At 60.2% G+C, this 20811-nt stretch carries 25 protein-coding genes; 17 read left to right on the top strand and 8 right to left on the bottom strand.

All coding sequences use genetic code 11. The features are described from left to right. The first annotated feature begins 21 nt into the window (after nt 1-21). Complete coding sequence (locus VMT30_00465; protein ID HVQ43430.1) at nt 22-1347, top strand: hypothetical protein; 1326 nt, start codon at nt 22-24, stop codon at nt 1345-1347. On the opposite strand, the gene tsaD is transcribed toward VMT30_00465, so the two are convergent. Continuing rightward, nucleotides 1344-2372 carry a tRNA (adenosine(37)-N6)-threonylcarbamoyltransferase complex transferase subunit TsaD gene (gene tsaD, locus VMT30_00460; GenBank protein HVQ43429.1) on the bottom strand — a complete coding sequence of 343 codons (1029 nt, stop codon included), beginning with the start codon at nt 2370-2372 and terminating at the stop codon, nt 1344-1346. The two genes, VMT30_00465 and tsaD, sit on opposite strands and share 4 nt — an antisense overlap. 73 nt (nt 2373-2445) lie before the next feature. Here tsaD and VMT30_00455 point away from each other — a divergent pair, with 73 nt between their 5' ends. Together VMT30_00455 and VMT30_00450 are read left to right on the top strand one after the other, a co-directional pair. Next, entirely contained in the window at nt 2446-4353 is a 1908-nt protein-coding gene (locus VMT30_00455) for a hypothetical protein (protein ID HVQ43428.1), read from the top strand. A gap of 21 nt (nt 4354-4374) precedes the next feature. Continuing rightward, a complete protein-coding gene (locus tag VMT30_00450) occupies nt 4375-5343 on the top strand; it encodes a GNAT family N-acetyltransferase (protein ID HVQ43427.1) in 969 nt (322 codons plus the stop codon). 58 nt (nt 5344-5401) lie between these two features. Here VMT30_00450 and VMT30_00445 read toward each other — a convergent pair whose 3' ends face one another. The 4 genes from VMT30_00445 to VMT30_00430 all read right to left on the bottom strand — a co-directional run bounded on the left by VMT30_00445 (nt 5402) and on the right by VMT30_00430 (nt 7496). After that, a complete protein-coding gene (locus VMT30_00445; GenBank protein ID HVQ43426.1) occupies nt 5402-5674 on the bottom strand; it encodes a hypothetical protein in 273 nt (90 codons plus the stop codon). A 176-nt stretch (nt 5675-5850) separates the two neighbouring features. Beyond that, complete coding sequence (locus VMT30_00440; protein ID HVQ43425.1) at nt 5851-6180, bottom strand: hypothetical protein; 330 nt, start codon at nt 6178-6180, stop codon at nt 5851-5853. A 75-nt stretch (nt 6181-6255) separates the two neighbouring features. After that, nucleotides 6256-7071, bottom strand: a complete 816-nt coding sequence (locus tag VMT30_00435; GenBank protein HVQ43424.1) for an exodeoxyribonuclease III — start codon at nt 7069-7071, stop codon at nt 6256-6258. 95 nt (nt 7072-7166) lie between these two features. Then, a complete protein-coding gene (locus tag VMT30_00430; GenBank protein ID HVQ43423.1) occupies nt 7167-7496 on the bottom strand; it encodes a hypothetical protein in 330 nt (109 codons plus the stop codon). A gap of 20 nt (nt 7497-7516) precedes the next feature. Here VMT30_00430 and VMT30_00425 point away from each other — a divergent pair, with 20 nt between their 5' ends. From VMT30_00425 to hisS, 7 genes are all read left to right on the top strand, one after another. Beyond that, on the top strand, nt 7517-8479 hold the full coding sequence (locus tag VMT30_00425) for an IS30 family transposase (protein HVQ43422.1): 963 nt from the start codon (nt 7517-7519) through the stop codon (nt 8477-8479). 156 nt (nt 8480-8635) lie between these two features. Then, entirely contained in the window at nt 8636-8920 is a 285-nt protein-coding gene (locus tag VMT30_00420) for an ArsR family transcriptional regulator (GenBank protein HVQ43421.1), read from the top strand. Continuing rightward, nucleotides 8917-9063 (top strand): hypothetical protein, encoded by a 147-nt coding sequence (locus VMT30_00415; protein ID HVQ43420.1) that lies wholly within the window; start codon nt 8917-8919, stop codon nt 9061-9063. Before VMT30_00420 ends, VMT30_00415 begins: the two co-directional genes overlap by 4 nt. 9 nt (nt 9064-9072) lie before the next feature. After that, nucleotides 9073-9504: a hypothetical protein gene (locus VMT30_00410; protein HVQ43419.1), complete on the top strand. Its 432-nt coding sequence runs from the start codon at nt 9073-9075 to the stop codon at nt 9502-9504. Nucleotides 9505-9623: 119 nt separating this feature from the next. Then, nucleotides 9624-11285 (top strand): single-stranded-DNA-specific exonuclease RecJ, encoded by a 1662-nt coding sequence (gene recJ / locus VMT30_00405; protein HVQ43418.1) that lies wholly within the window; start codon nt 9624-9626, stop codon nt 11283-11285. Further along, nucleotides 11278-13437, top strand: coding sequence for a bifunctional (p)ppGpp synthetase/guanosine-3',5'-bis(diphosphate) 3'-pyrophosphohydrolase (locus VMT30_00400; GenBank protein HVQ43417.1), 2160 nt, complete (start codon nt 11278-11280; stop codon nt 13435-13437). Before recJ ends, VMT30_00400 begins: the two co-directional genes overlap by 8 nt. A gap of 56 nt (nt 13438-13493) precedes the next feature. Further along, a complete protein-coding gene (gene hisS, locus VMT30_00395; GenBank protein HVQ43416.1) occupies nt 13494-14774 on the top strand; it encodes a histidine--tRNA ligase in 1281 nt (426 codons plus the stop codon). 120 nt (nt 14775-14894) lie between these two features. On the opposite strand, the gene VMT30_00390 is transcribed toward hisS, so the two are convergent. Further along, nucleotides 14895-15341 carry a hypothetical protein gene (locus VMT30_00390; GenBank protein ID HVQ43415.1) on the bottom strand — a complete coding sequence of 149 codons (447 nt, stop codon included), beginning with the start codon at nt 15339-15341 and terminating at the stop codon, nt 14895-14897. A 169-nt stretch (nt 15342-15510) separates the two neighbouring features. Between VMT30_00390 and VMT30_00385 the strand changes: the two genes are divergently transcribed. Next, a complete protein-coding gene (locus VMT30_00385; GenBank protein ID HVQ43414.1) occupies nt 15511-16272 on the top strand; it encodes a slipin family protein in 762 nt (253 codons plus the stop codon). Here VMT30_00385 and VMT30_00380 read toward each other — a convergent pair. Together VMT30_00380 and VMT30_00375 are read right to left on the bottom strand one after the other, a co-directional pair. Further along, complete coding sequence (locus tag VMT30_00380; protein HVQ43413.1) at nt 16250-16900, bottom strand: hypothetical protein; 651 nt, start codon at nt 16898-16900, stop codon at nt 16250-16252. The genes VMT30_00385 and VMT30_00380 overlap by 23 nt on opposite strands. Before the next feature lie 94 nt (nt 16901-16994). After that, on the bottom strand, nt 16995-17624 hold the full coding sequence (locus tag VMT30_00375; protein ID HVQ43412.1) for a lytic transglycosylase domain-containing protein: 630 nt from the start codon (nt 17622-17624) through the stop codon (nt 16995-16997). 236 nt (nt 17625-17860) lie between these two features. Here VMT30_00375 and VMT30_00370 point away from each other — a divergent pair, with 236 nt between their 5' ends. The 6 genes from VMT30_00370 (at nt 17861) to map (ending at nt 20764) form a co-directional block, all read left to right on the top strand. Further along, the gene (locus VMT30_00370; protein HVQ43411.1) at nt 17861-18184 is read left to right on the top strand and encodes an HIT domain-containing protein; all 324 of its coding nucleotides are present in this window, start codon (nt 17861-17863) and stop codon (nt 18182-18184) included. A 92-nt stretch (nt 18185-18276) separates the two neighbouring features. Then, nucleotides 18277-18486: a 30S ribosomal protein S21 gene (rpsU, locus tag VMT30_00365; GenBank protein ID HVQ43410.1), complete on the top strand. Its 210-nt coding sequence runs from the start codon at nt 18277-18279 to the stop codon at nt 18484-18486. A 118-nt stretch (nt 18487-18604) separates the two neighbouring features. Next, nucleotides 18605-19051: a GatB/YqeY domain-containing protein gene (locus VMT30_00360; GenBank protein HVQ43409.1), complete on the top strand. Its 447-nt coding sequence runs from the start codon at nt 18605-18607 to the stop codon at nt 19049-19051. Then, on the top strand, nt 19048-19482 hold the full coding sequence (locus VMT30_00355; protein HVQ43408.1) for a diacylglycerol kinase family protein: 435 nt from the start codon (nt 19048-19050) through the stop codon (nt 19480-19482). Before VMT30_00360 ends, VMT30_00355 begins: the two co-directional genes overlap by 4 nt. Beyond that, nucleotides 19470-20000, top strand: coding sequence for a nucleoside monophosphate kinase (locus VMT30_00350; protein ID HVQ43407.1), 531 nt, complete (start codon nt 19470-19472; stop codon nt 19998-20000). Before VMT30_00355 ends, VMT30_00350 begins: the two co-directional genes overlap by 13 nt. Then, a complete protein-coding gene (map, locus tag VMT30_00345; GenBank protein HVQ43406.1) occupies nt 19997-20764 on the top strand; it encodes a type I methionyl aminopeptidase in 768 nt (255 codons plus the stop codon). The genes VMT30_00350 and map overlap by 4 nt, the downstream gene beginning before the upstream one ends. Nucleotides 20765-20811: the final 47 nt, after the last annotated feature.

The following is a 20811-nucleotide window of genomic DNA, read 5'->3' as shown; positions in this document are numbered from 1 at the left end:
TTCCTATGCTAGATTGGATGTATGGAGCATTCACTCGAATCATCGCCTGAATCAACTTTTCGCGCTATTTCACCCGATGAGGCAAGGCGGCTTCTCGATCCTGCGGGGGTGCCCGGGCTTAATCCGGAGCCGGGACCTGAGTCCGCGGCGCATGAACCAGATAACGTCACGCAATCACCCGATATCGGAGTGACTGAGAAAAGTGTGCCGGAGGCTCCAGAATCAGCCGAGAAGCGCGAGAGAAAAGCTCATCGATTGAGGAATAGGATTGTGGGTGGAGCAGTGGCATTGGGCATAACATTTACGGGTGCTGGGGGAAAATATTATGCCGATGATCCCTTATTTTGGCCACGACAGCTCCTGAATGAAGTTACCCATCCTAAGTGCGAGCAGGTATCTGCCGAGGTGGAAAAACAGGTAGCGGAACAGGTGGCGAAGCCACCAAAGGACCCCGTCCTGGTTCAGCTTGAGCAAGATTATGAGTCTGGCAGGCTGGATGATGCCGGCTACCAGCAGCGGTATATGCAATGGGTGCGAACGACTGCAGAACGAGACGGTTTACACGTTGTAGATCCTCGGCCCTATATGGCGGAGGTAGCTGAGGCGAATACTGCGGATGAGGTGCTGAGTGCATTAAGTGGGTATACCCGTCCTTATGGTTTTTCGGTGACTATGCCCCATAAGGCGGATTTACGTGATGCCGGCAATCCAACGTTTGTGAGGGAGGGTGAAGTGGATATAGAGACCTTGCGACAAGCGGGTAGTGATTTGCTAGACATTCTGTATCCTTTACCCGCGGAACTAATGCGGGCTGTGGATGTTAATGGCATTCGGATTGTCTCTGAACTGGAGGCAGTAGATGGTGGAGCTGCGGTCGGTACGTTTAAGCCTGCTGGGGAGGCGGATACTCGAACGGGGATTATATATTTGCCACTTAAGGCGTTACATCGAGGTCTTTCGGCGGATCAGGTGATCGCGCCGGAGGATTCAGGACTGCGTAAGATCCTTGCCCACGAAATTGGACATCGTCTGGATGGGAAGCTGTGTGGTCCGGATGCTGCGGTGGACGAGGCGTATACCGGCTATAATACGCCCGATTTTACCTACGGGAGTAAATGGGATGAGCGGGTTGGTAGAAAGAATGTTCTGGATAGCTATGGGGCGCGGGATCCATTAGAAGATAAGGGCAGGCAATATGAGCGGATTTTGCCTGGCTTGGATCCGAAGATTCGGGGGGAAGGGACGGTCATTAGGGAGAAGAACGCCTTGCTGTTGGGTCGTCTCGAAGAAAAGGTGCCCGGAATTGCAAGATATTTGTCCGAACTGGGCGAACTTAACGCGGGTTAAACGGGCAGACTCGGGTTGGCGTGGAGCGTGAGGGGATCGGTGGTGCGGCTGGCGAGGGCGAGATGGTAGCCGTACGCTGCGATCATGGCACCGTTGTCGGTGCAGTACTGGATGGGGGCGTAGTGCATTTCGAGGGGGATTTGGCGCGAGACTTCTTCGCGCAAGCGGGTGTTGGCGGCGACGCCGCCGGCAATGACGACGGAGGCTGGTCGGTACTGGGTGTAGGCGCGGCGGAGAGCGCCGGTGAGGGTTTCGCAGACGGTGCGCTGGAAGCTGGCGGCCATGTCGTTTTTTTGCTGATCGGTGAGGCGGGTGGGGAGCTCGGTGGAGGGGGTGCGAAAATCGCCGCCGACCTCGGTTTGGAGGGTGCGCAAGACGGCGGTTTTGAGCCCGGAGAAGCTAAAATCGTACGAATCAGCGAACTTTGTGACGGGGAGTTTGTAGGCGTGCTCATTGCCGAGCGGGGCCATGTGGCCGATTTTGGGACCGCCGGGGTAGGGGAGGCCGAGCATGCGGGCGACTTTGTCGAAGGCTTCACCGGCCGCATCGTCGCGGGTAATGCCGAGGAGCTCGTACTCGAGGGGTGAATGGAACAGCAGAAGGTCGGAATGCTTGCCGGAGGCGCTGAGGGAGAGCATGGGGAATTGCGGCGGATGGTCGATGAGCATGTTGGCAAAGGTGTGTGCGACCACGTGATTGACGGCGTAGAGCGGCTTGCGGCGGACGTGGGCGATGGTGCGGGCGGCCAGCGTGCCGATGAGCAGGCTGCCGATGAGGCCGGGGCCGGCGGTAACGGCGATGCCGTCGATGGCGTCCCACGTGGTGCCGGCGCGCTCGAGGGCCTCATTGATGACGGGCAGGATGACTTCGATGTGGCTGCGAGCGGCGACCTCGGGTACGACGCCACCATAGGCTTGGTGGATGTCGATTTGGCTGGCGACGACGTTGGAGCGCACGTGCCGGCCGTCTTCGACCACGGCGGCGGCGGTTTCATCGCAGGAGGTTTCGATGCCGAGAATAAGCATGTGAGTGATTGTAACGCGGTTATCGGGAAACCGGAATATTTGGAGCTTTTTCGATGCTACAATAATGCTCGATATGAACCGGATTCGTACTTATTTTCGAAATGCTAAGCCCATGGATTACGTGGTGCCGGGGTTGGTGGCCTTGGTGTATGGGTATTTGGCGGTCCAGTACTGGCGACTCGATACTTTGGGCGCCTACGATGCGGCGGGGCAGGTAGAGGCGGTCCGGCACGCGCAGTCGTTTTGGCCGGCTTGGCACGGGTGGCAGTCGCGGGAATTGTTGGGTTGGCCGCAGGGATTGCTGTATCCGCCGGGGGTGCACTGGCTGATGGCGGCGTTGGCGTTTGGGGTGGGCGTGAGCGTGGCGGTGAAGCTGGTGGTGACGCTGGCGCTCCTGAGCCTGCCGGTGGCGATATGGTGGTATTTGGGCCAGCTCAGGGTGGCTAGAGCTTGGCGCTGGACGGGGGTGACGCTGGTGTCGGTGGTCTTGCTGGCTTCACCGGATTATATGGGGAGTAATATTTCGGGATTGTTTCACTTGGGGCTGATTCCGAATTTTGTGGCGCTGCCGTTGCTCTTTGGGTTTTTGGGGTGGGTAGAGCGAGCGGCAAAAACGACTTCGATGAAAACGAGCGTGGTGCTGGGCGGGCTGTTTGCGCTGCTGGTGTGGACGCACTTGATTGCAGCGGAAGTGGGGGCAGTTTATGGTTTGGTAGTGGCCGGTATTTTGGCCCTGCAGCGCAAATGGTCGGCTATGGTGGGATTGGTGTGGGCCGGCGTGATAGGATCGTTGCTCAGCGCGCCGTTTTGGGTGCCGTTTGTGCGCTCGGCGTCGGAGGGGATTGCGGCGCATGGGAGCATTGCCTCGCTGGTGACGCTGAATGCGGTTGTGGTGTTGGTGGCGGCCGGGATGGTGGTGTATGGGGGACGCCGACGCCGATGGGCGGGGCTGGCCCCGGTGTTGACGGCGGCGCTCTTTGGGCTGGTGGGTTTGCTTGATGGCTGGCTAGCGCGGCGGTATGGAACGAGTTTTGCGCTGAGCTGGTTGAACGCGTACCGGCTGCAGAGTTTTGGATTTGGGTTGTTGGTGGTGGCGCTCGTGCAAACGGCTCAGGCGTGCTGGTCGAAGCGGCTGGCGCGCTGGGCGATGGGGGCGAGCCTGGGGGCAGCGGTAGTGCTGCTGGGGGTGGTGGCCGTGAAGGGGCCGGCCCGGTTTGCGTATGCCGAGGTGACGCTGGCGCCGGATACGGCGGTGCAGGGGCGGTTTTTGGAGAGTTTTCGGCGGAGCGAGAGCTTGCCGGCGCCGTATACCTTGCAGACCAAGTTGCTCGATACAAATGCGGGGGCGAGTTGGGCATATGGGCTGTTTATTGAATCGGCGCCCAATTCGGCGTTTGTGAAATCATTGTCGCGGAGTTTACGGCCCGAAGCGTATGCGGGGGAGCCGACGATCGCTGAGCCGGAAGACGTGACGATTGCGCCGCAGCGGGTGCCGGCCATGCTGGATCTGTTTGCGATCGATACGGTGGTGTCGCTCGATGATAATCCGGTGGGGCAGATTGGGACCTGGCGCCGAGCCGGGGTGGAGCGTTACTATCACCTGGATCGCCGGCCGGTGACGGCGCTGGCAGAGGTGCCGAAGCTGCCGATGCGGCCGGTGGCGTCGGGATGGCAGGCGGCGGTGCTGGAGTGGTGGAAGGAGGCTGGTGCGGTGCGCGATCTGCCGTACGACGCGAGCCATGGGCTGGTGCCGGCGGCGGGTGCGAATGCAGCGGTGACCGTGAAGGTGGAGCGATGGTCGGACGATGCGATTGATCTGGGAGTGGCGTCGCCTGAGTCGGTACCGGTGCTCGTGAAATCGGGTTTTGCGCGGGGATGGACCGCAACCGACGGCCAGGGCCGGGCGTTGACCATTTATCGGGTGGCGCCAAGCATGATGCTCGTGGTGGGTGCGGGCGATATTCATCTCCGGTATCGCTAGAGAACTGCTAAAATACTGTCTATGAGTAGTTTTCGAGAGGGGATTCCCTCGGTGGACTTTGACCAGCGGCAAGAGCTGTTGGGTGCGCATTTTTTGCAAAGTGGTGCCTGGGCGCAGTTTTTGGCGGCGCAGGGTGAGACGGTGGTGTGGGATGAAGGCGACGGCTGGAGTTGGGTGGGCGCGGTGCGTTCGGGGCGGGGCGTTCGGTATGTGTATGCGCCTTATGGACCGACGGTGCGGGACGGCACGGCGTTGGCGCTAGCGCTAGCCTCGCTGAAGGCGGCGGCGAAGGCTTTGGGAGCGGATTTTGCTCGGGTGGAACCGGTGGGCGGGATTGAGGCTCGTGATCTGCCGGTGGTGCTGAAGCTTACAGCGAGCGTGCAGCCGCAGCATAGTTGGGCGCTGGATCTGACGCTGAGCGAGGAAGAGTTGCGGGCGGGGTTAATTCCGAGCCACCGGAATGTGATCAATGGGGCGGAGCGGCGGGGGTTGAGTTTTCGGCTTGGTGAAGCCCCGGAAGACCTAGAGCAATTTTTGGCGTTTTTGCACGAAACCAAGCGTTTGCGGGGGTTTGAGGGGTTTGGGGATGATTATTACCGCACGATGATGGCGACCTTGGCGCCGCTGGGGTGTGCTCGGTTGTTTGTGGCCGAGGCCGAGGGCCGGGCGGTGGCGGCTTCGATTGTGTTTGATGGCTATGGGGTGCGGTATTACGCTCACACGGGGCTCAGCGAGGCGGCGCGCAAGCTGCGGGCCACGGCGCCGTTGGTTTGGACATTGGCGATGGATGCGCGGGAGCGGGGGCTGCGCCGGTTTGATCTGTGGGGGGTGGCGCCGCCGGGAGCGCCCAAGACGCATCCGTGGGCGGGTTTTACGGAATTTAAGCAATCATTTGGGGGTGAGCCGGTGGATTATGTGGGAACGTGGGAGCTGCCGGTGGCGGCGGCCAAGTACCGGCTGTATCGCTGGGTGCGCCGGGTGGCACGGTAGCGGCCGATACGGAGTTGCCCCCGCTTCGCGGATGGCTTCGGCGAAGCGGGGGCGTGGGTCACGGCGGACCTTCCCTGAGGGCGGCCCGGACTCGCCGACGGAATTCGTGTTCCCCGTCGCGGAAGAGTCCACCGGCGACGGAGTAGTACGGCTGACGGAAGCCGGTGTGAGGAACCGACAGGAGCTCCTCGGTGACCAGGTCGTAGATGTCGACGGTGTCGGGTCCAATCGCGTGGACGTAGAGGAGATTCCCCGTCGTGTGCGAGAGGACGATATGCCCGACTTTGAGCGGGCGCTGTCCGAACATGAGGCTATCGGCTCTGCGGGGCATACGGTGCCAATCTGTGGCGGGGACACCAGCGGTTGCTGGATTAGGCAAGGATAGCGTGGTGGAGCGGGGTGGTCAATTTGGGCCGCTAAGCGCGAAGCCGGCCCGGCTTCGCAGTGAATCTGGCGAAGACGGGCCGGGGCTTGGACCGAAGCGCGATGGGGCTTCGGACCGATTGCTCAGAGCTGGGGTGCCGGCGTCAGAGCGTCGATCTCGCGCGGGGCGAAGGTGATCCAGGTGACCCCGCCGGGTCGGCGGGTGAAGACGCCGACGATCCAGGTGATCACCTGCAGTTGGCGGTGTGTCTGGACGGGCAGGAAGTTCAGTTCGATGTCCTCGGTGGGGTTCTCCTCGGCGTAGCGAGTGATGGCATACGCGGCGGCCGCGGCCGTGGCCCGCTCGTGCAGCTCCGAGTGCAGCAGCACGGTGAATGCCATGGACAAGACATCGTCGGCTTGCTGGGGTGGCGTGGTGGTGAACCGGCGCTGAAGGTGGTTCTGAAGAGACATGGGGCCTCCTGGGCCTAGATCTCGAATGCGGACTGAGCTGTAGTATTGTAAATCTTTTTTACAACTTTGTCAAGTTTAGAAGTCGAGTGTGAGGCTAATGGGGCAGTGGTCGGAGCCCATGACGGCGGGATGGATGTCGGCGGCGACGACTTTGTCGCGGAGGCTGGCGGAGACGAGGAAGTAATCGATGCGCCAGCCGACGTTGTTGGCGCGGGCGTTGCCGAAATTGCTCCACCAGGTGTAGTAGCCGTTGCCTTGTTTGAACAGGCGCAGGGTGTCGACGAAACCGGCGTCGAGGAAGGCTTGGAAGCCGGCGCGCTCCTCGATGGTGAAGCCTTTTTTGCCCTCGTTGGGCTTGGGGCGGGCGAGGTCGTCGGGGGTGTGGGCGACGTTGAGGTCGCCGCAGAAGATGACGGGCTTGGGTTCATTGCCGAAAGCGCCGGCTTCGAGGCCCTGGCAGTATTCGAGGAAGGCCGGGTCCCAATGGTCGCGGCGCAGGGGGATACGGCTGAGGTCGTCTTTGGCATTGGGGGTGTAGACGGTGACGAGGTAGAAATGAGGGTATTTGGCCGTGAGGACGCGGCCCTCGGTGTTGGGGTCGCCGTATTTGTCGTCGGTCATGGCGTATTTGGTTTTTATGGCTTCAGGTAGGCCATTGTTGGTTTTGATAGGTTCGGTTTTGCTCAAGATGGCGGTGCCGGAGTAGCCGGGGCGTTCGGCGGAGTTCCAGTATTGGTGGTAGGCAGGTAGGTCGATGTCGGCGTGATCTGTGCCGGCTTTGGTTTCTTGGAGGGCCAGGATGTCGGGTTGTTCGGCGGCGATAAAGGGGGCAAAGGCGTCTTTGCGCACGACCGCGCGGATGCCGTTGACGTTCCAGGAATAAATCTTCATGAAGCTAGTTTAGCGCATGAATGCAATGGGCAGAACAGGACAACGGCCCGTCGGTGCGTAATGCGCCGGCAGGCCGTTGTTGTCAGTGGTCCGTACTAGTGGCCCTGACGCTCCAGGTCGTTGAGCGCCGAGAAGGCGCGACGGGTGGAGCGGGCGTGGTCGGTGTCGGGGCAGGGCTTGGAGAGGGGGACGTCCGGGCTGCGGAGGCAGCCGCAGCGAGGGTCGACGAGGGCGATGCCGTTGCCGGCGTCGCGGCGGGAGAGGATCCGCATGAGGATGCGGTCCTCGAGCCAGGTGAGCAGCTGCCTGAGCATCGTAAGCCTCCGGTAAGGGGTCTCGGTACTGACAACAGAACTACAGGGTTCCTCCATTCCGTTTTGAAGTGCACCACCCAGTCCTGTAACAACGAGGTATGGGCAGGACATATAAGCAGCTAGATCAATCAATGCGAGACCGGATTAAAGCATTACTGGATGACGGGTACGGGGTACGCAAAATCGGCCGGACACTAGGCCTGTCGCACAGTACCGTCAGCCGGGAGGTGACCCGGAACCGGTTCGGGGATGACGGCCGTACCCCACTCGACAAGCGCTCCCAGTACGAGCCGGAGGCAGCCGACCACAAAGCTTACGTTCGCCGCAAGTACGCCAAGTACCAGGGCAAGAAGATCCAAGAGCATGACCAATTACGTGAGTACGTCATTGCCAAGCTCAAAGCCCACTGGAACCCGGACGAGATCTCCGGCGCCATGAAGCAAGACCGGCTGCCCTTCTACGCCAGTAAGACCTCTATTTACGAATGGCTCTATTCCGAGTGGGGCCAACCATATTGCGAGTATTTGTACACCAAACGACCGCGACCTAAAAAGCAGCGTCCGAAGACCGAAAAACACATGATTCCAAACAGGGTGAGCATTACTGAGCGACCACTCGGAGCTACCAACCGCACCCGGTATGGCCATTGGGAAGGCGACACGGTGGTGAGCGGCAAGCGCACCGGAAGCACTGCCGCCCTGGTCGTGGCCGTGGAGCGCAAGACGCGGTATGTGGCCGCCCAAAAGATTCCTAACCTCAAGCCAGAGAGCTTCAATGACGCCGTTTGCAGCATCCAAACCGGCGTGACCAAGATGCTCAGCTTGAGCCTCGACAATGGCATTGAGAATCGCTGGCATGACCAGCTGACCATCCCGGCCTACTTCTGCGACCCGTACTCAAGCTGGCAGAAGGGTGGCGTTGAGAACGCTAACAAAATGATTCGACGGTACCTGCCCAAGGGCATGGACCTCGCTGCCGTGACACCCGCCCGCTTACAAGATATTATCTGGATAATTAACAACAAACCCAGGAAGATCCTGGGGTATAAGTCGGCTCTGCAGCTGGCGAAAGAGAAAGGAGTATTACGAGGGTAGGTGGTGCACTTCGGGGGTGAATTTAGGTCCAGGTGAACCGTACTATATTAGCATAAGTACTACAAATTGTCAAGATTTGTGTTGTAAAAAAGACTTGCATTCCGGTGGCCCAGCGCGTATGGTCAAATTAACAACACTAAATAAACAAAAATACACATGTTAGAGCTGTTTATTACGTCGAAAACCCGGCGAAAAATTATTGTAATCTATACCAAATATCCCGACTTCCGGATGCACGTGCGGGGACTGGCCAAGATGATCAAAGAGGATCCTGGCAATGTGCAGCGAGAGCTGAAGCGTCTGGCAGAGGTTGGGTTTGTGCATGTTGAGAACGAGGGCAATTCGAAAGTTTATACGGCTAATCCGAAGTTTGCGCTGTATCGCGAGTTGCAAGGTTTGGTGCTCAAGAGCCAGGCGCGGCGGGGGAGCAAAAGCGTATGAGGCGGTTGCTGGAGGTGATTTTGGTACGCAATCCGCGGCGGCCAGTGGTGCGACCGCGGGCCATGTGCCGGGTGCCGGAGCCGCCGATTGGGTTTGTGCGCCGTAGCGATCCGAACTTTTTCTTCCTGGCACGTAAGTATTAGAATCTGCTGATGTCTGGTGCTGCCATCGATTACGAACAATATCCGCTTAAGCGGTATCGCTTTTGGTCGGTTTATCTTCACTACAACCAAGCTTATCTTGGGCGCTGTTATATCGCTCTCAACAGGTCGGGTAATTTGGACCCTTTTAGCGATACTACCGTTGCCGAGAGGGCTGAGCTGGAGTCGGTGGTTGGTGATGTCCGGGCTGCGTTGAATGTGCTTTATGGGCCATCACTTTTCAATTATGCAAATTTTCGCAATACATGGCCGCGTTGTCATTGGCATGTGATTCCTCGCTATGAGACGGCTAAAACGATTGGTGGGGTTGAGTTCCGTGACGATAATTGGGGCAAAAACTATGCTCCGTACGATAGGAATTTTTCCATTCCGAGAACGCTCCTGTTGCAGATAAAGGCTGATATTTCGCGGGAACTTTCCTAGCTGTGGGGTTGGAAAATCCAATTTCTGTCTCATCATGTCGGTAAAAATGACACAAAGTGTCAAAAATTACCGATATGAGTCGAAGCGGTGTGGCTGGGGCAGCCTGATATACTGAGTGAATGGATAGCGTTATGCGCCAGGGAGCGATTCCTGAATTTATTGCCGAATTGCTGGCGGCTCGGGGTATGACGCCGGCGGAGATGGGTGTTTTTTTGTATCCGGATTACGCTCGGGATGTGCACGATCCGAACCTGTTGCTCGACATGGGGGTGGCAGTGGAGCGGATTTTGGCCGCTGCGGCTCGGGCTGAGCGGGTGGTGGTGTACGGCGATTACGACATTGACGGCATCACGGCGAGCGCGGTGCTGATGGAGGGGTTGGCGGCGTTGGGACTGGAAGTGTCGAGCTACATTCCTGACCGATTTGAAGAGGGGTATGGGATCAATCAGGCGGCTTTGGAGCGGTTGCAGCTTGAGGGTGCGCAGCTGGTGATTAGTGTGGATTGTGGGATCACGAGCGTGGCTGAGGCGGCTTGGGCGCGCGAGCATGGGCTGGATTTGATCATCACCGACCATCACGCGGTGCCGGCGGTGCTGCCGGAGGCGCTGGCGGTGATTAACCCGAAGCGACTGGGGGATCCGTATCCGTGCAAGGATTTGGCCGGCGTGGGGGTGGCGTTTAAGCTGGTGCAGGCTCTGCAGGCGGCTGCGGGTAAGCCGGAGCGAGGCCAAGAGAAGTGGCTGCTTGATCTGGTGGCGATGGGAACGATCTGCGATGTGGTGCCGCTCGTGGGCGAAAACCGAGCGCTGGCGAGCTTTGGGCTGCGGGTGTTGCGGCGGACGCGGCGCGTGGGGCTGCGGGCGCTGGCCGAGGTGGCCGGGGTGGATATCGCGCGGATAACGGCTCACGAGGTGGGATTTGGCTTGGGGCCGCGCATGAACGCGGCTGGGCGGCTCGAGCACGCGGCCGGGAGCTTGGAGCTCGTGATGACCGATGATCCGGCGCGGGCGGTCGAGCTGGCCGCTGAGCTGGAGGCGCTCAATCAGCGCCGGCGGTCGGATCAGGCGGCGATTTTGGCGCAGGCCGAAGCGATGGCGGCGGACCACGCGGACGACCGGGTGTTGGTGTTGGCGCATTCGGACTGGTCGCACGGGGTGGTGGGCATCGTGGCTTCGAAGCTGGCCGAGAAGTGGCAACGGCCGGTGCTGCTGGCGCAGGTGCTGGGTGAATCGGTGAAGGGCTCGGCTCGCAGTGTGGCGGCATTTAATATGGTGGAGGCGCTGCGATCACAGGAGTCGCTGTTGAGTAAATTTGGCGGGCATTTTTTTGCGGCGGGGTATACGTTGCCGGCCGGTAATTTGGAGGCATTGCGACGGGGGTTGGGCGAGTATTACGACCGCACAATGGCTGGTGAACCGACGGGGGTACACGAGCTGACGCCTGAAGTGCGCTGGGGTGATTTGGCCCGGGTAAACGCCCAGTTGCTGGAGTGGCTGGATTTGCTCGAACCGCACGGTAATAGTAATCCCCGGCCATTGGTGGGGATTGATGGTCTGCGGTTGCAGTCGTTGAAGCGGGTGGGATCCGACCGCCGGCATTTGAGTTTGCGAGTGGGGGATGCGGCAGGAGCGTCGCTCGGTGCGATTGGTTTTGGCTTGGTGGAACGGTATCCGGAGCTGCGCGAGGGTGGGCGGGTGAATTTGATGGGGACTTTGAACAATAATGAGTTTCAAGGCAAGCGGTCAATCCAGATGGTATTATCGGAAATAGTCTATGAGTAAACTTAGTATTCAATATGATAGTTCGCGATTCACGGCGGCCGAGAATGCCCTGATCGCGCGTGCGCTCAAGTTTGCGATCGCGGCTCACGGTGATCAGAAGCGCGCCACCGGAGACCCGTATGTGATTCATCCGATTGCGGTGGGTGAGATTGTGGCGGCATGGGGGCTTGATAGCGAGGTGATCGTGGCAGCACTCCTGCACGATGTGATCGAAGATACGTCCGTGACGGCCGCGGAAGTAAATAAGGAATTTGGCCCTAAGGTGAGTGAGCTGGTGGATGGCCTGACCAAGCTCAAGCTTTCGACGAGTCCGCGGCCGTCGCCGGCTAGCGCGCGATTTGAGCACACAAGCGAAAATTTGCGTAAATTGCTGCTGGCGACCACCAAGGATTTCCGCGTTATTCTCATTAAACTGGCGGATCGTTTGCACAATATGCGCACGCTGAGCGCGCTGCCAGACGAGAAGCGAGCGCGGATTGCGTGGGAGAGCCTCGAGATTTTTGCGCCGCTGGCGGACCGGCTGGGAATGGGCCGGCTCAAGTGTGAGCTGGAGGATTTGGGATTTGAGAATGCGCGGCCGGAGGAATTCGCGAATTTGCGCCGGCAGGTAGAAGAAATTACCCAGGACGCTGCGAAGTATATGACCGGACTGCAGCGGGCTATCGTGCGGCGGCTGCGGGCGGCTGGGGTGAAGGTTATTAAGATTGAGGCTCGGCAAAAGCATTATTTTAGTATTTATAAAAAGCTTATAAAAACCGACGGCGACATTGATAAAATTTACGATTTGGTGGCGGTGCGCATTATCGTGCCTGATGTGGCGGCGTGTTATCAGGCGCTGGGGGTGATTCACCAACATTACAAGCCGCTCATTTATCGCATCAAGGATTACATTGCGGTACCCAAGCCAAATGGATATCAGAGTCTGCATACGACAGTGTTTGGCGAGGAGGGGCGGATATCGGAGATTCAGATTCGCACGCAAGAAATGCACGAAGCGGCAGAATTTGGCTTGGCAGCGCATTTTTACTACGATTCGCATAAAGGTACCGCTGAGTACGCTAAGCGGAGAGGGGCTCGGGCGTTGCCGGCGAATCTGCGCTGGGTGAGTGAATTGGCGCAGCTGCATCGGGCGTCGGATAGTGGGCAGGACTTTGTGGAGGGCGCGCGGTTGGAGCTATTTGCCGACCGGATTTTCGTGTTTTCGCCCAAGGGTGATTTGTACGATTTGCCCGAGGGAGCGACGCCGTTGGATTTTGCCTTTGCCGTGCATTCAAACTTGGGCCTGCGGGCGCTGGGCGGGCGGGTGAACGGCCGGCTGGTGCCGCTCGATACGCTGCTGGAAAACCGGGATGTGGTGGAGATTATTACCCGGCGTGAGCCGGCTCCTAGCCGAGATTGGCTAAACATTGTGGTGACGAGTCATGCCAAGACCAAGATTCGGTCGTGGTTTCGCGCGACGAGCCGCGAGGGCAACGTGGCTTCGGGTCGGGCGGTGCTTGAGGCGGAGTTGCAGACCTGGGGCATCAAGCGGCTTGAGGATTTGCCGAAGCGCGTGATGAGCGATGCGCTTGATGGCCTGCACTTGCGGACCCCCGAAGATCTGTACGCGTTGATTGGCGAGGGTGGTTTGGGCGTGATGCAGGCCGTGCGGCGGCTGGTGCCGGAACCCTCGAAACCGAAGCACGCGCTGGGGGTGAAGCGCCAGGAGCCGACCGGCCGGATTTTGGTGGCGGGCGGGGAATTCCCGCACAGTTTGGCGTTGTGCTGCAGCCCGGTGTATCCGCAGCCGCTGTTGGGATACGTGACGCGGGGCAAGGGGGTGACGGTGCACGCGTTGGGCTGCCGCAATACGCCCCAGGATATGGAGCGCTACACCCCTTGCCGGTGGGAGACGGATGATGATACAGAGGTTCTATCAGTGCAGCTTGAGATAACGGCGGGGAACCGGATTGGGCTGTTTTCGGACGTCACGGGGGTGGTGGCACGCGAGAAGCTTAACATCGGGGGGTCAATGGTGTCGGATCAGGATGAGGCGACGGGTATGAAGGTGCTGAAATTGACCGTGGAGGTGCCGGATTTGTTTGTGCTATCGAGGCTGCGACGCGAGTTGGGACGGTTGAGCGGGGTGGAGCGTGTTCGCCGCATTACTTAGCGGGTTTGCGGGTGCCGGGGCGCCGTGGTACGCTCTGTGGTGATCAAGGTATTGAGATGGCAAAGCAACAACAGTTACAGAGCTTAAGAGGGATGTACGATCTGCTGCCGGAGCAGACGGCAGCCTATGATTATGTGCTGGCGGCATTTCACTCCGTGGCCGAGTCGGCCGGCTACGGGCGCATCGAGACGCCGTTGCTTGAGGACCAGGCGCTGTTTGAACGCGGCGTAGGCACCGATACGGATGCGGTGGCGAAGGAGCTGTACGGCTTTGCGGATCGCTCTGAGCACAAAGTGGCGCTGCGGCCGGAATTTACGGCTGGGATTGTGCGGGCGTACATTGAGCACGGCATGAGCTCGCTGCCGCAGCCGGTGAAACTCTATAGCTACGGTCCGCTGTTTCGCTATGACCGGCCTCAGGCGGGGCGGCAGCGGCAATTTAATCAGGTGAACGTGGAAGTGATCGGTGAGGCGTCGCCTAGCACCGACGCGCAAGTAATTATGCTGGCCCAGCGGTTCTTCCGCCGGATTCGGCTGGCCAATGTGACGCTGCAGCTCAACAGCATCGGCGACACGGAGTGCCGGCCCAAGTATCGCCAGGTGCTGGTGGAATACCTGGAGGCTAACGCCAAGAAGCTGGCGGATGTGGACCGAGAGCGGGTGGCCAAAAATCCCTTGCGGGTGCTTGATTCGAAAGAGGTTGCTACCCGGGCGGTACTGGCCGAGGCGCCGCAGACCTTGAATTTTCTGTGTGAGGCCTGCCAGACGCATTTTTCGGGAGTTTTGGAGTATTTGGACGACCTAGGGGTGGCTTACGAGCTCAATCCGCTGCTGGTGCGGGGTTTGGATTATTACACACGGACGGTGTTTGAATTTTATGGTGAGCGCGAGGGATCGCAGTCGGCCTTGGGCGGTGGCGGGCGCTACGATGCGCTGGTGGAACTGCTCGGTGGGCAGCCGACGCCGGCGGTGGGTTTTGCCCTGGGCGCCGAGCGGATGTTGATGGAGCTTGAGGAGGCCGGTGTGGCACCGATGGCCGGCGCCGACAAGCGCGTGTATGTGGCGTCGCTCGGTGAGCCGGCGCGGCTGGCGGCTTTCCGGCTCATCGAGCAGCTGCTCGACGGCGGTGTGGGGGCGCTGGGGGCGGTGGATCGCGACGGGATTGGATCGCAGCTGGCGCGGGCCGACAAGCTTGGGGTGCCGCTGGCAATTATTATTGGTCAAAAAGAAGTGCGGGAAGAAACGGTGATTTTGCGCGATATGGCGTCGGGAGCGCAGGAAATTTTGCCGCTGGGGAGCATTGTGGCCGAGTTGCGGTCGCGTTTTGGGGTGGTGTAGGGGTAAAAGTTTCGTGGCCCCAAGCAGGTTGCTTGGGGCCACATGGCGGGCTAGGCGGGCACGATGCCCACACGCTGGCTCGGTGGCCATCGTCGCCTCGGCGGCGCTAGCCCGGGCGGGCTAGGGGGTCTTGGTTGGCTTCGGCGCCGTCGTCGCGACCATCACCTGGAAGGATCCGACCACGTCTCCGTTGAGGGAGATCACGTTGGTGCCCACGGTGGGACGCGTGAGAGCGATGGCCTCGTAGGTGTGGCACCCGTCCTGCGGCAAGAGCGCCACGGGGCTGTCGGCGTTGACCCGAACCACGTCGTAGTTGGGGCAGGAGTTCAGCAGCCCCTTCGGGGGCTGGTGGTGGCTGGTGAACCGCACGTTGATCTGCTCCGGCGGGTTGCCCAGACTCAGGGTCAGCGGGTCGACCGTGGCCTTGCCGGCCTTGTCGATACTGACGTTGATCGTGATGTTGGCGCCTGCGGCAGTGGCCGTGGCGGGGGCCGATCCGGAGCTGCTGCAGCCCGCCAAGAGGGCGGCTGCGGCGAGGGCTGCCAGAGCGAGCGGACGAGCGCGCATCGTGAGATCCCTTCGAGAACGTCACTGGGCCGAGTGCCCGAGTGATTATTGTATAATAGCATTATTCTTACGCTTTGTCAATGGTTGAGATCGAGTACCTTGAGCCGATGGCGTATTGTAAAAAGTCCCCGTAAGGAGCAGAATTGGCTCGAACTAGGAGGAAACGGTCGTGGTATTCGTGGATGTTCTGATTGGTTTAGTGGTTCTGATGGTGATTTTTGGGCTGCGCATCGTGCAGCAGTACGAGCGTGGGGTGGTGTTTCGGCTCGGTAAGGTGCGGCATGACGTGAAGGGTCCGGGTTTGCGGGTGATTATTCCGATTGTTGACCAGTTGCGGAAGGTGAACATGCGCATCATCACCATGGCGGTGCCGGGGCAGCAGGTGATTACGCGCGATAACGTGTCGATTACGGTGGCGGCGGTGACGTTTTATCAGGTGGTGGATCCGACCAAGAGCTTGGTGGCGATTGATAACGTGATGTCGGCGATTAATCAGATCGCGCAGACGACGGTGCGCAACATCGTGGGGCAGCACGCGCTCGATGAAGTATTGAGCGAGACCGGTAAGCTCAACCAGCTAGTGCAGGATTCGTTGGAGTCGACGACGGCGCCGTGGGGGATTCAGATTAGCCGGGTGGAGCTCAAGGACATCCAGCTGCCGGATTCGATGCAGCGGGCCATGGCCAAGCAGGCTGAGGCGGAGCGCGAGAAGCGGGCCAAGATTATTGCGGCCGACGGTGAGTTCCAGAGTGCGGCTAAGCTGGGCGAGGCGGCGGATATTATCAATGCGCATCCGATTGCTTTGCAGCTGCGCAACTTGCAGGTGTTGAGCGAAATCGCGACCGAGAAAAACTCGACGATTATTTTCCCGGCGCAGTTTATGGATACGGTTAAGAGCGTGAGAGATTTTATCGCGAAAGAGGCGAAGTAGCGTTTGGCACGACGCGTAGGCCGAGAATCAGGGCGAAGGTGACGGCAAACCCGCACATGATGGACGGCAGACCGCGGCCGGTAGTGGGGAAGAGGAAGTAGATGGCGTAGCTGGGCACCATGAAGGCGAGGTAGCCGCTGGCCATCCAGCCGAGGCTGGCGCGTCGGCGGCGATTCGTGGCAGTAAAGGTGCCGGCGATGGCTAGGGCGAGGCTGAAGAGTAGCAGCCCGACGTAATAGTAGGCGTACCAGCGGTCGAAGGGGTGAGCGAGCTGGAAGATGACGTAGTTGCCGGTGCAGACGCTGGCGTTGAGGGTGGAGGGCACGAAGGCTAGGCCGGCAATGAAGACTCCGGCGGCAGTGTAGGCGGCGGCAATGAGCTTGGTGGGCTGTCGGCGAATGAGCGTGATGATGTGGAGGCCCAGCGGCGGCAGGAGCGTGATGAGGATGTAGCCAAGGCGGGACCAGAGCAGGGTGGGGCCGTGCTCGCCGCAGACGTTAAACTCAGCGAACTGGAAGCCGCCGAGGCAGATGAGCATGGTGATGGCGAGCCGGTGAAGGGAGCTGGTGGCGTAGCGGGTGACGATCCAGGCGGCGAGGCTGAGCTCAATGACGACCGTCGCGATCATGACCGGCGGCGAGAAGCATAAAAGTGTGGAGGGGCGAAAAAAGGTTCGCATTGGCCTAAGCCTAGCGCTTTGGCGGGGGACTTACAACTGCTGGCTAGATGCCTAGGCGGTGGGCGATGCCCAGAACTTTGCTGACGTAGGCATTGGAGTGATTGTAGTTGTAGAGGGCGGCTGAATACCGACCCTTGTCGGCGCCACCGGCGGCGAGATAGCGGCCGGCGGTGAGGAGCGAGTCGCTGAGGCCGGTGATGTCTTTGGCGCCGTTGCCGTCGCCGTCGAGGGCGTAGTGGGCGAAGGTGGCCGGCATGAATTGCATGGGCCCCGTGGCGCCGGCCGAGGAGCGTCGGTTGGTGTTGCCGCTTTGGCCGGTTTCGACGCTGTGGACGGCGGCCAGGATTGGCCACGGCGTGCCGGTTTTGGCCTGCACGCTCAGATAATCGGCGGCGAACTCGGTGCGGAGTCCGGCGGAGGCCAGTTTGGCGGTGGCGGTGACGGCGGGATCGGCTGCTGGGGCGGGGGCTGCGGCCGTTGCGGGAGCGGGAGTGGCGGCTACGGTGCTCGCGGCAACGGCGGGTTTGGGGGTGGGGCTGGCGGCCGCCTCGGCCCAATTGGGTACGAACGCGGCTTTGGCGTGCTGGTTGTAGCTGACCGCAAATTGCATCAGATTGAGCGCCCCGGCGAGAGCGGTGCTGGCGATGATGGTGGTTTTGAGTCCGAAGGTCATGGGTGTAGCGGGATTTCTTTACGAATTGGGTATTTTGTGCCATAAACGAGCTCACGTCAATCTTAAGCGGATTGGAGAGGGGTTCTCTGCGCAATGCAGTCTTCGCTGGGCCAGCGAACGCGGACCGTCTCTTCGGGGTGAGCGATATCAGAACCGGCGCTGGCGGGCGCGAAGACTACATTACTCCGAGAATGCCTCTTTCCCGAGCTGCTCGTTGGCGGTGGTATACTTTTGTCATGGATACCTGTATTTTTTGCAAGATTGCCAATGGCGATCCGGCTGAGCTGGTGTGGAGTAATGACGTGGCGGCGGCGTTTAACGATTTGTACCCGAAATCGCCGGTGCACGTGCTCGTGGTGCCCAAGCAGCACATCGAGAATCTCGATCATTTGGATGATCCGAAGCTGGCCGGTCAACTGCTGCTGGCGGTGCGGGAGGTGGCGCACCAGGCCGGGCTGAAGTCGGCGTGGCGGATGGGTGTGAACAACGGCTCGTCGGTGGGGCAGTCGGTGCCGCATCTGCACTTCCACATTCGAGGCGGGGAGAAGATGACCGATTAGGGTCGGTTTGTTGATAAGACCGGGGGAATCTGCTAGGATACCTGGGCGATTATTAATTTGATCAAACGCCAGCCGAAAGGAGGTGAATTCGCATGCTACAAGTTACACGCAAAGACGACAAAGAGTCGTTAGAGAACATGATCCGGCGCTTCAACAAGAAAGTGCAGCAGTCGGGCGTGCTCGGTATTGCCCGTCGGGGTAAATACTTTGAAAAGGACCTGACCAAGCGGGCCCAGCGCGAAATCGCTATCCGCAAGTCGGCCCGCAAGGCCGCTAAGGCTAAGGCGTATCTGGGCCGCTAATTGGGCGGCCGTTCGGAGAAGTACCCCGCGGCGTGCGGGGCTTTTCATTGGCGTAGACTGGGATTTCGCCTTCTGGCGGCCGGTCGGCTACAATATCAGCAGTGATTAGGATATAACGGTGACAATTCTCGAACAATTAACGGCGGATATGAAGGCCAGCATGATGGCCGGGGATGCCCAGCGCACGGGGGCGTTGCGCTTGTTGCGCGGTGCGCTCAAAAATGAGGAGATTAAGACCGGCCACGAGCTCGATGAGGCCGCGATGCTCAAGGTGCTCCAGCGGGAGGCCAAACAGCGGCGGGATTCGATCGAGGCGTTTCGCAGTGCTGGCCGCGAGGATCTGATCGCCACCGAGGAGCAGGAGCTGGCGGTGATTGCCGGGTATCTGCCTGAGGCGATGAGCGAGGATGAGCTGGCGAAGGTGGTAGATAGTGTGGTGGCTGAGCTCGGAGCCAGTGGTCCGGCGGCGATGGGCCAGGTGATGGGGGCGGTGATGAAGCGCGTCGGTGCGGCGGCCGACGGCGGCATGGTGTCGCGATTGGTGAAGGCGAGGTTGGCGGTATGAGCGTCAAGACGCCGAGCGAGGTACCCGCGGCGGATGATCACACCCGCCGTGCGCATCCCTATGCACAATCGAATTTGATTGACGGCATGATGCACGCCTTGCACGGCGTCAAGCACGTGTTTGAGCACGAGCGCAACGCGCGGGTGCATTTGGCGTTTGCAGTGTTGGCGTTTTTGTTGGGCGTTATGTTGCGGCTGTCGGGAGCGGAGCTGGCGGCGGTGTTTTTCGCGGTGATCTTGGTGTTTTTGGCCGAAATTTTTAATACCGCGATTGAGCGGACCCTCGATCTGATTGATATGGAAGAAAACCCGCGCATTAAGCTGATTAAAGATATGGCAGCGGGAGCGGTGCTGGTGGCGGCGGCCGCGGCGGCGTTGATTGGGGCGGCGATATTTGCGCCCCACGTGGTGGAGATGCTATGGGCAAATTAATTGTATTGATGGGGCCGACCGGCGCCGGCAAATCGGTGCAGGGAGACTTTTTGGCCGAAGATTTGGGTGGAGTGCATCTTTCGAGCGGCAATTTGCTGCGGCGCGACCCCAAGGCCGCGGCGATGATCGCGGACGGCAAGCTGGCACCCGCGGCCGAGGTGGAGCGGATCGTGGGCGAGGCGGTGGCGGCGGTGCCGGATGAGCAGCCGATTATTTTGGACGGCTTTCCGCGAACCATGAGCAACGTGCGTTGGATGGAGGCTGAGCTGCCCGCGTATGGTCGTGAAGTGACGAGCGTGGTATTGATTGAACTGGATCTGGAAACGAGCCTGAAGCGCCTGGGGCTGCGCGAGCGGGCCGACGATGCGCCCGAGGTGGTGCGCGAAAAGTGGAATGAGTACGCGCGCAATACGCAGGCTGCGATTGAGCACTATGAGACCCTGGGTCTGCTGCGACGGGTGGACGGCCGGGGTGACATCGAGACGGTGCGACGGCTCGTGCGAGCGGTTTTGGCATGATGAATCAGGTAAAAACGGCGGCCGAGGCCGAGCGGCTGCGCACGAGTGGTGGGATTTTGGCCGAAGTGCTGCGGCGGCTGTCGGCGGCGTTGGAGCCGGGCCAAACCACCGGGTATCTCGGCGAGATGGCGGCGCGAGAGCTGGCGGCCTTGGGCGGAGAGCCGGCGTTTTTGGGGTACCGGCCGGATGTTCATAGCACGCCGTTTCCGTCGACGATTTGCATCTCGGTTAACGACGAGATTGTGCACGGCATACCCGGCCCGCGCGTGATTCAGGCGGGTGATTTGGTGGGACTGGATTTTGGGGTGACGTTTGAGGGTATGGTAACTGACGGCGCCGTGACGGTGGTGGCTGGTGGGCGTCCTACGGCGGCGCAGAGTCGTTTGCTGGCAGCGACCCAGCAGGCGCTGGGGCTGGGAATGTCGCAGGTGCGCGACGGTGCGCGAGTGGGTGACATTGGGCACGCTATCGAGGTGCGCTTGCGCCGCGACAAGCTGGGCGTGATCGAGGAGCTGAGCGGCCATGGGGTGGGCCATCGGGTGCACGAGGAGCCGCTGATTCTTAATTATGGCCGAGTGGGAACGGGCTCGCGGTTGCGGGCCGGCATGTCGATTGCCATCGAGCCCATGGCGACCCTGGGCGGACGTGATATCTATGTGGCTGATGACGGCTGGACGATTCGGACGGCTGACGGCAGCTTGGGGGCTCAATTTGAGCATACGGTGCTGGTGACTGAAGACGGGTGCGAGATTCTTACTCAATAAGCCCGATATTGAACACTTTTTGTGTTCAAGTAATTGAGCCGTTCGAG

Source organism: Candidatus Saccharimonadia bacterium, from assembly GCA_035544015.1.
Taxonomy (GTDB): Bacteria; Patescibacteriota; Saccharimonadia; order UBA4664; family UBA4664; genus UBA5169.
This window is presented reverse-complemented; position numbering and strand designations above follow the sequence as displayed.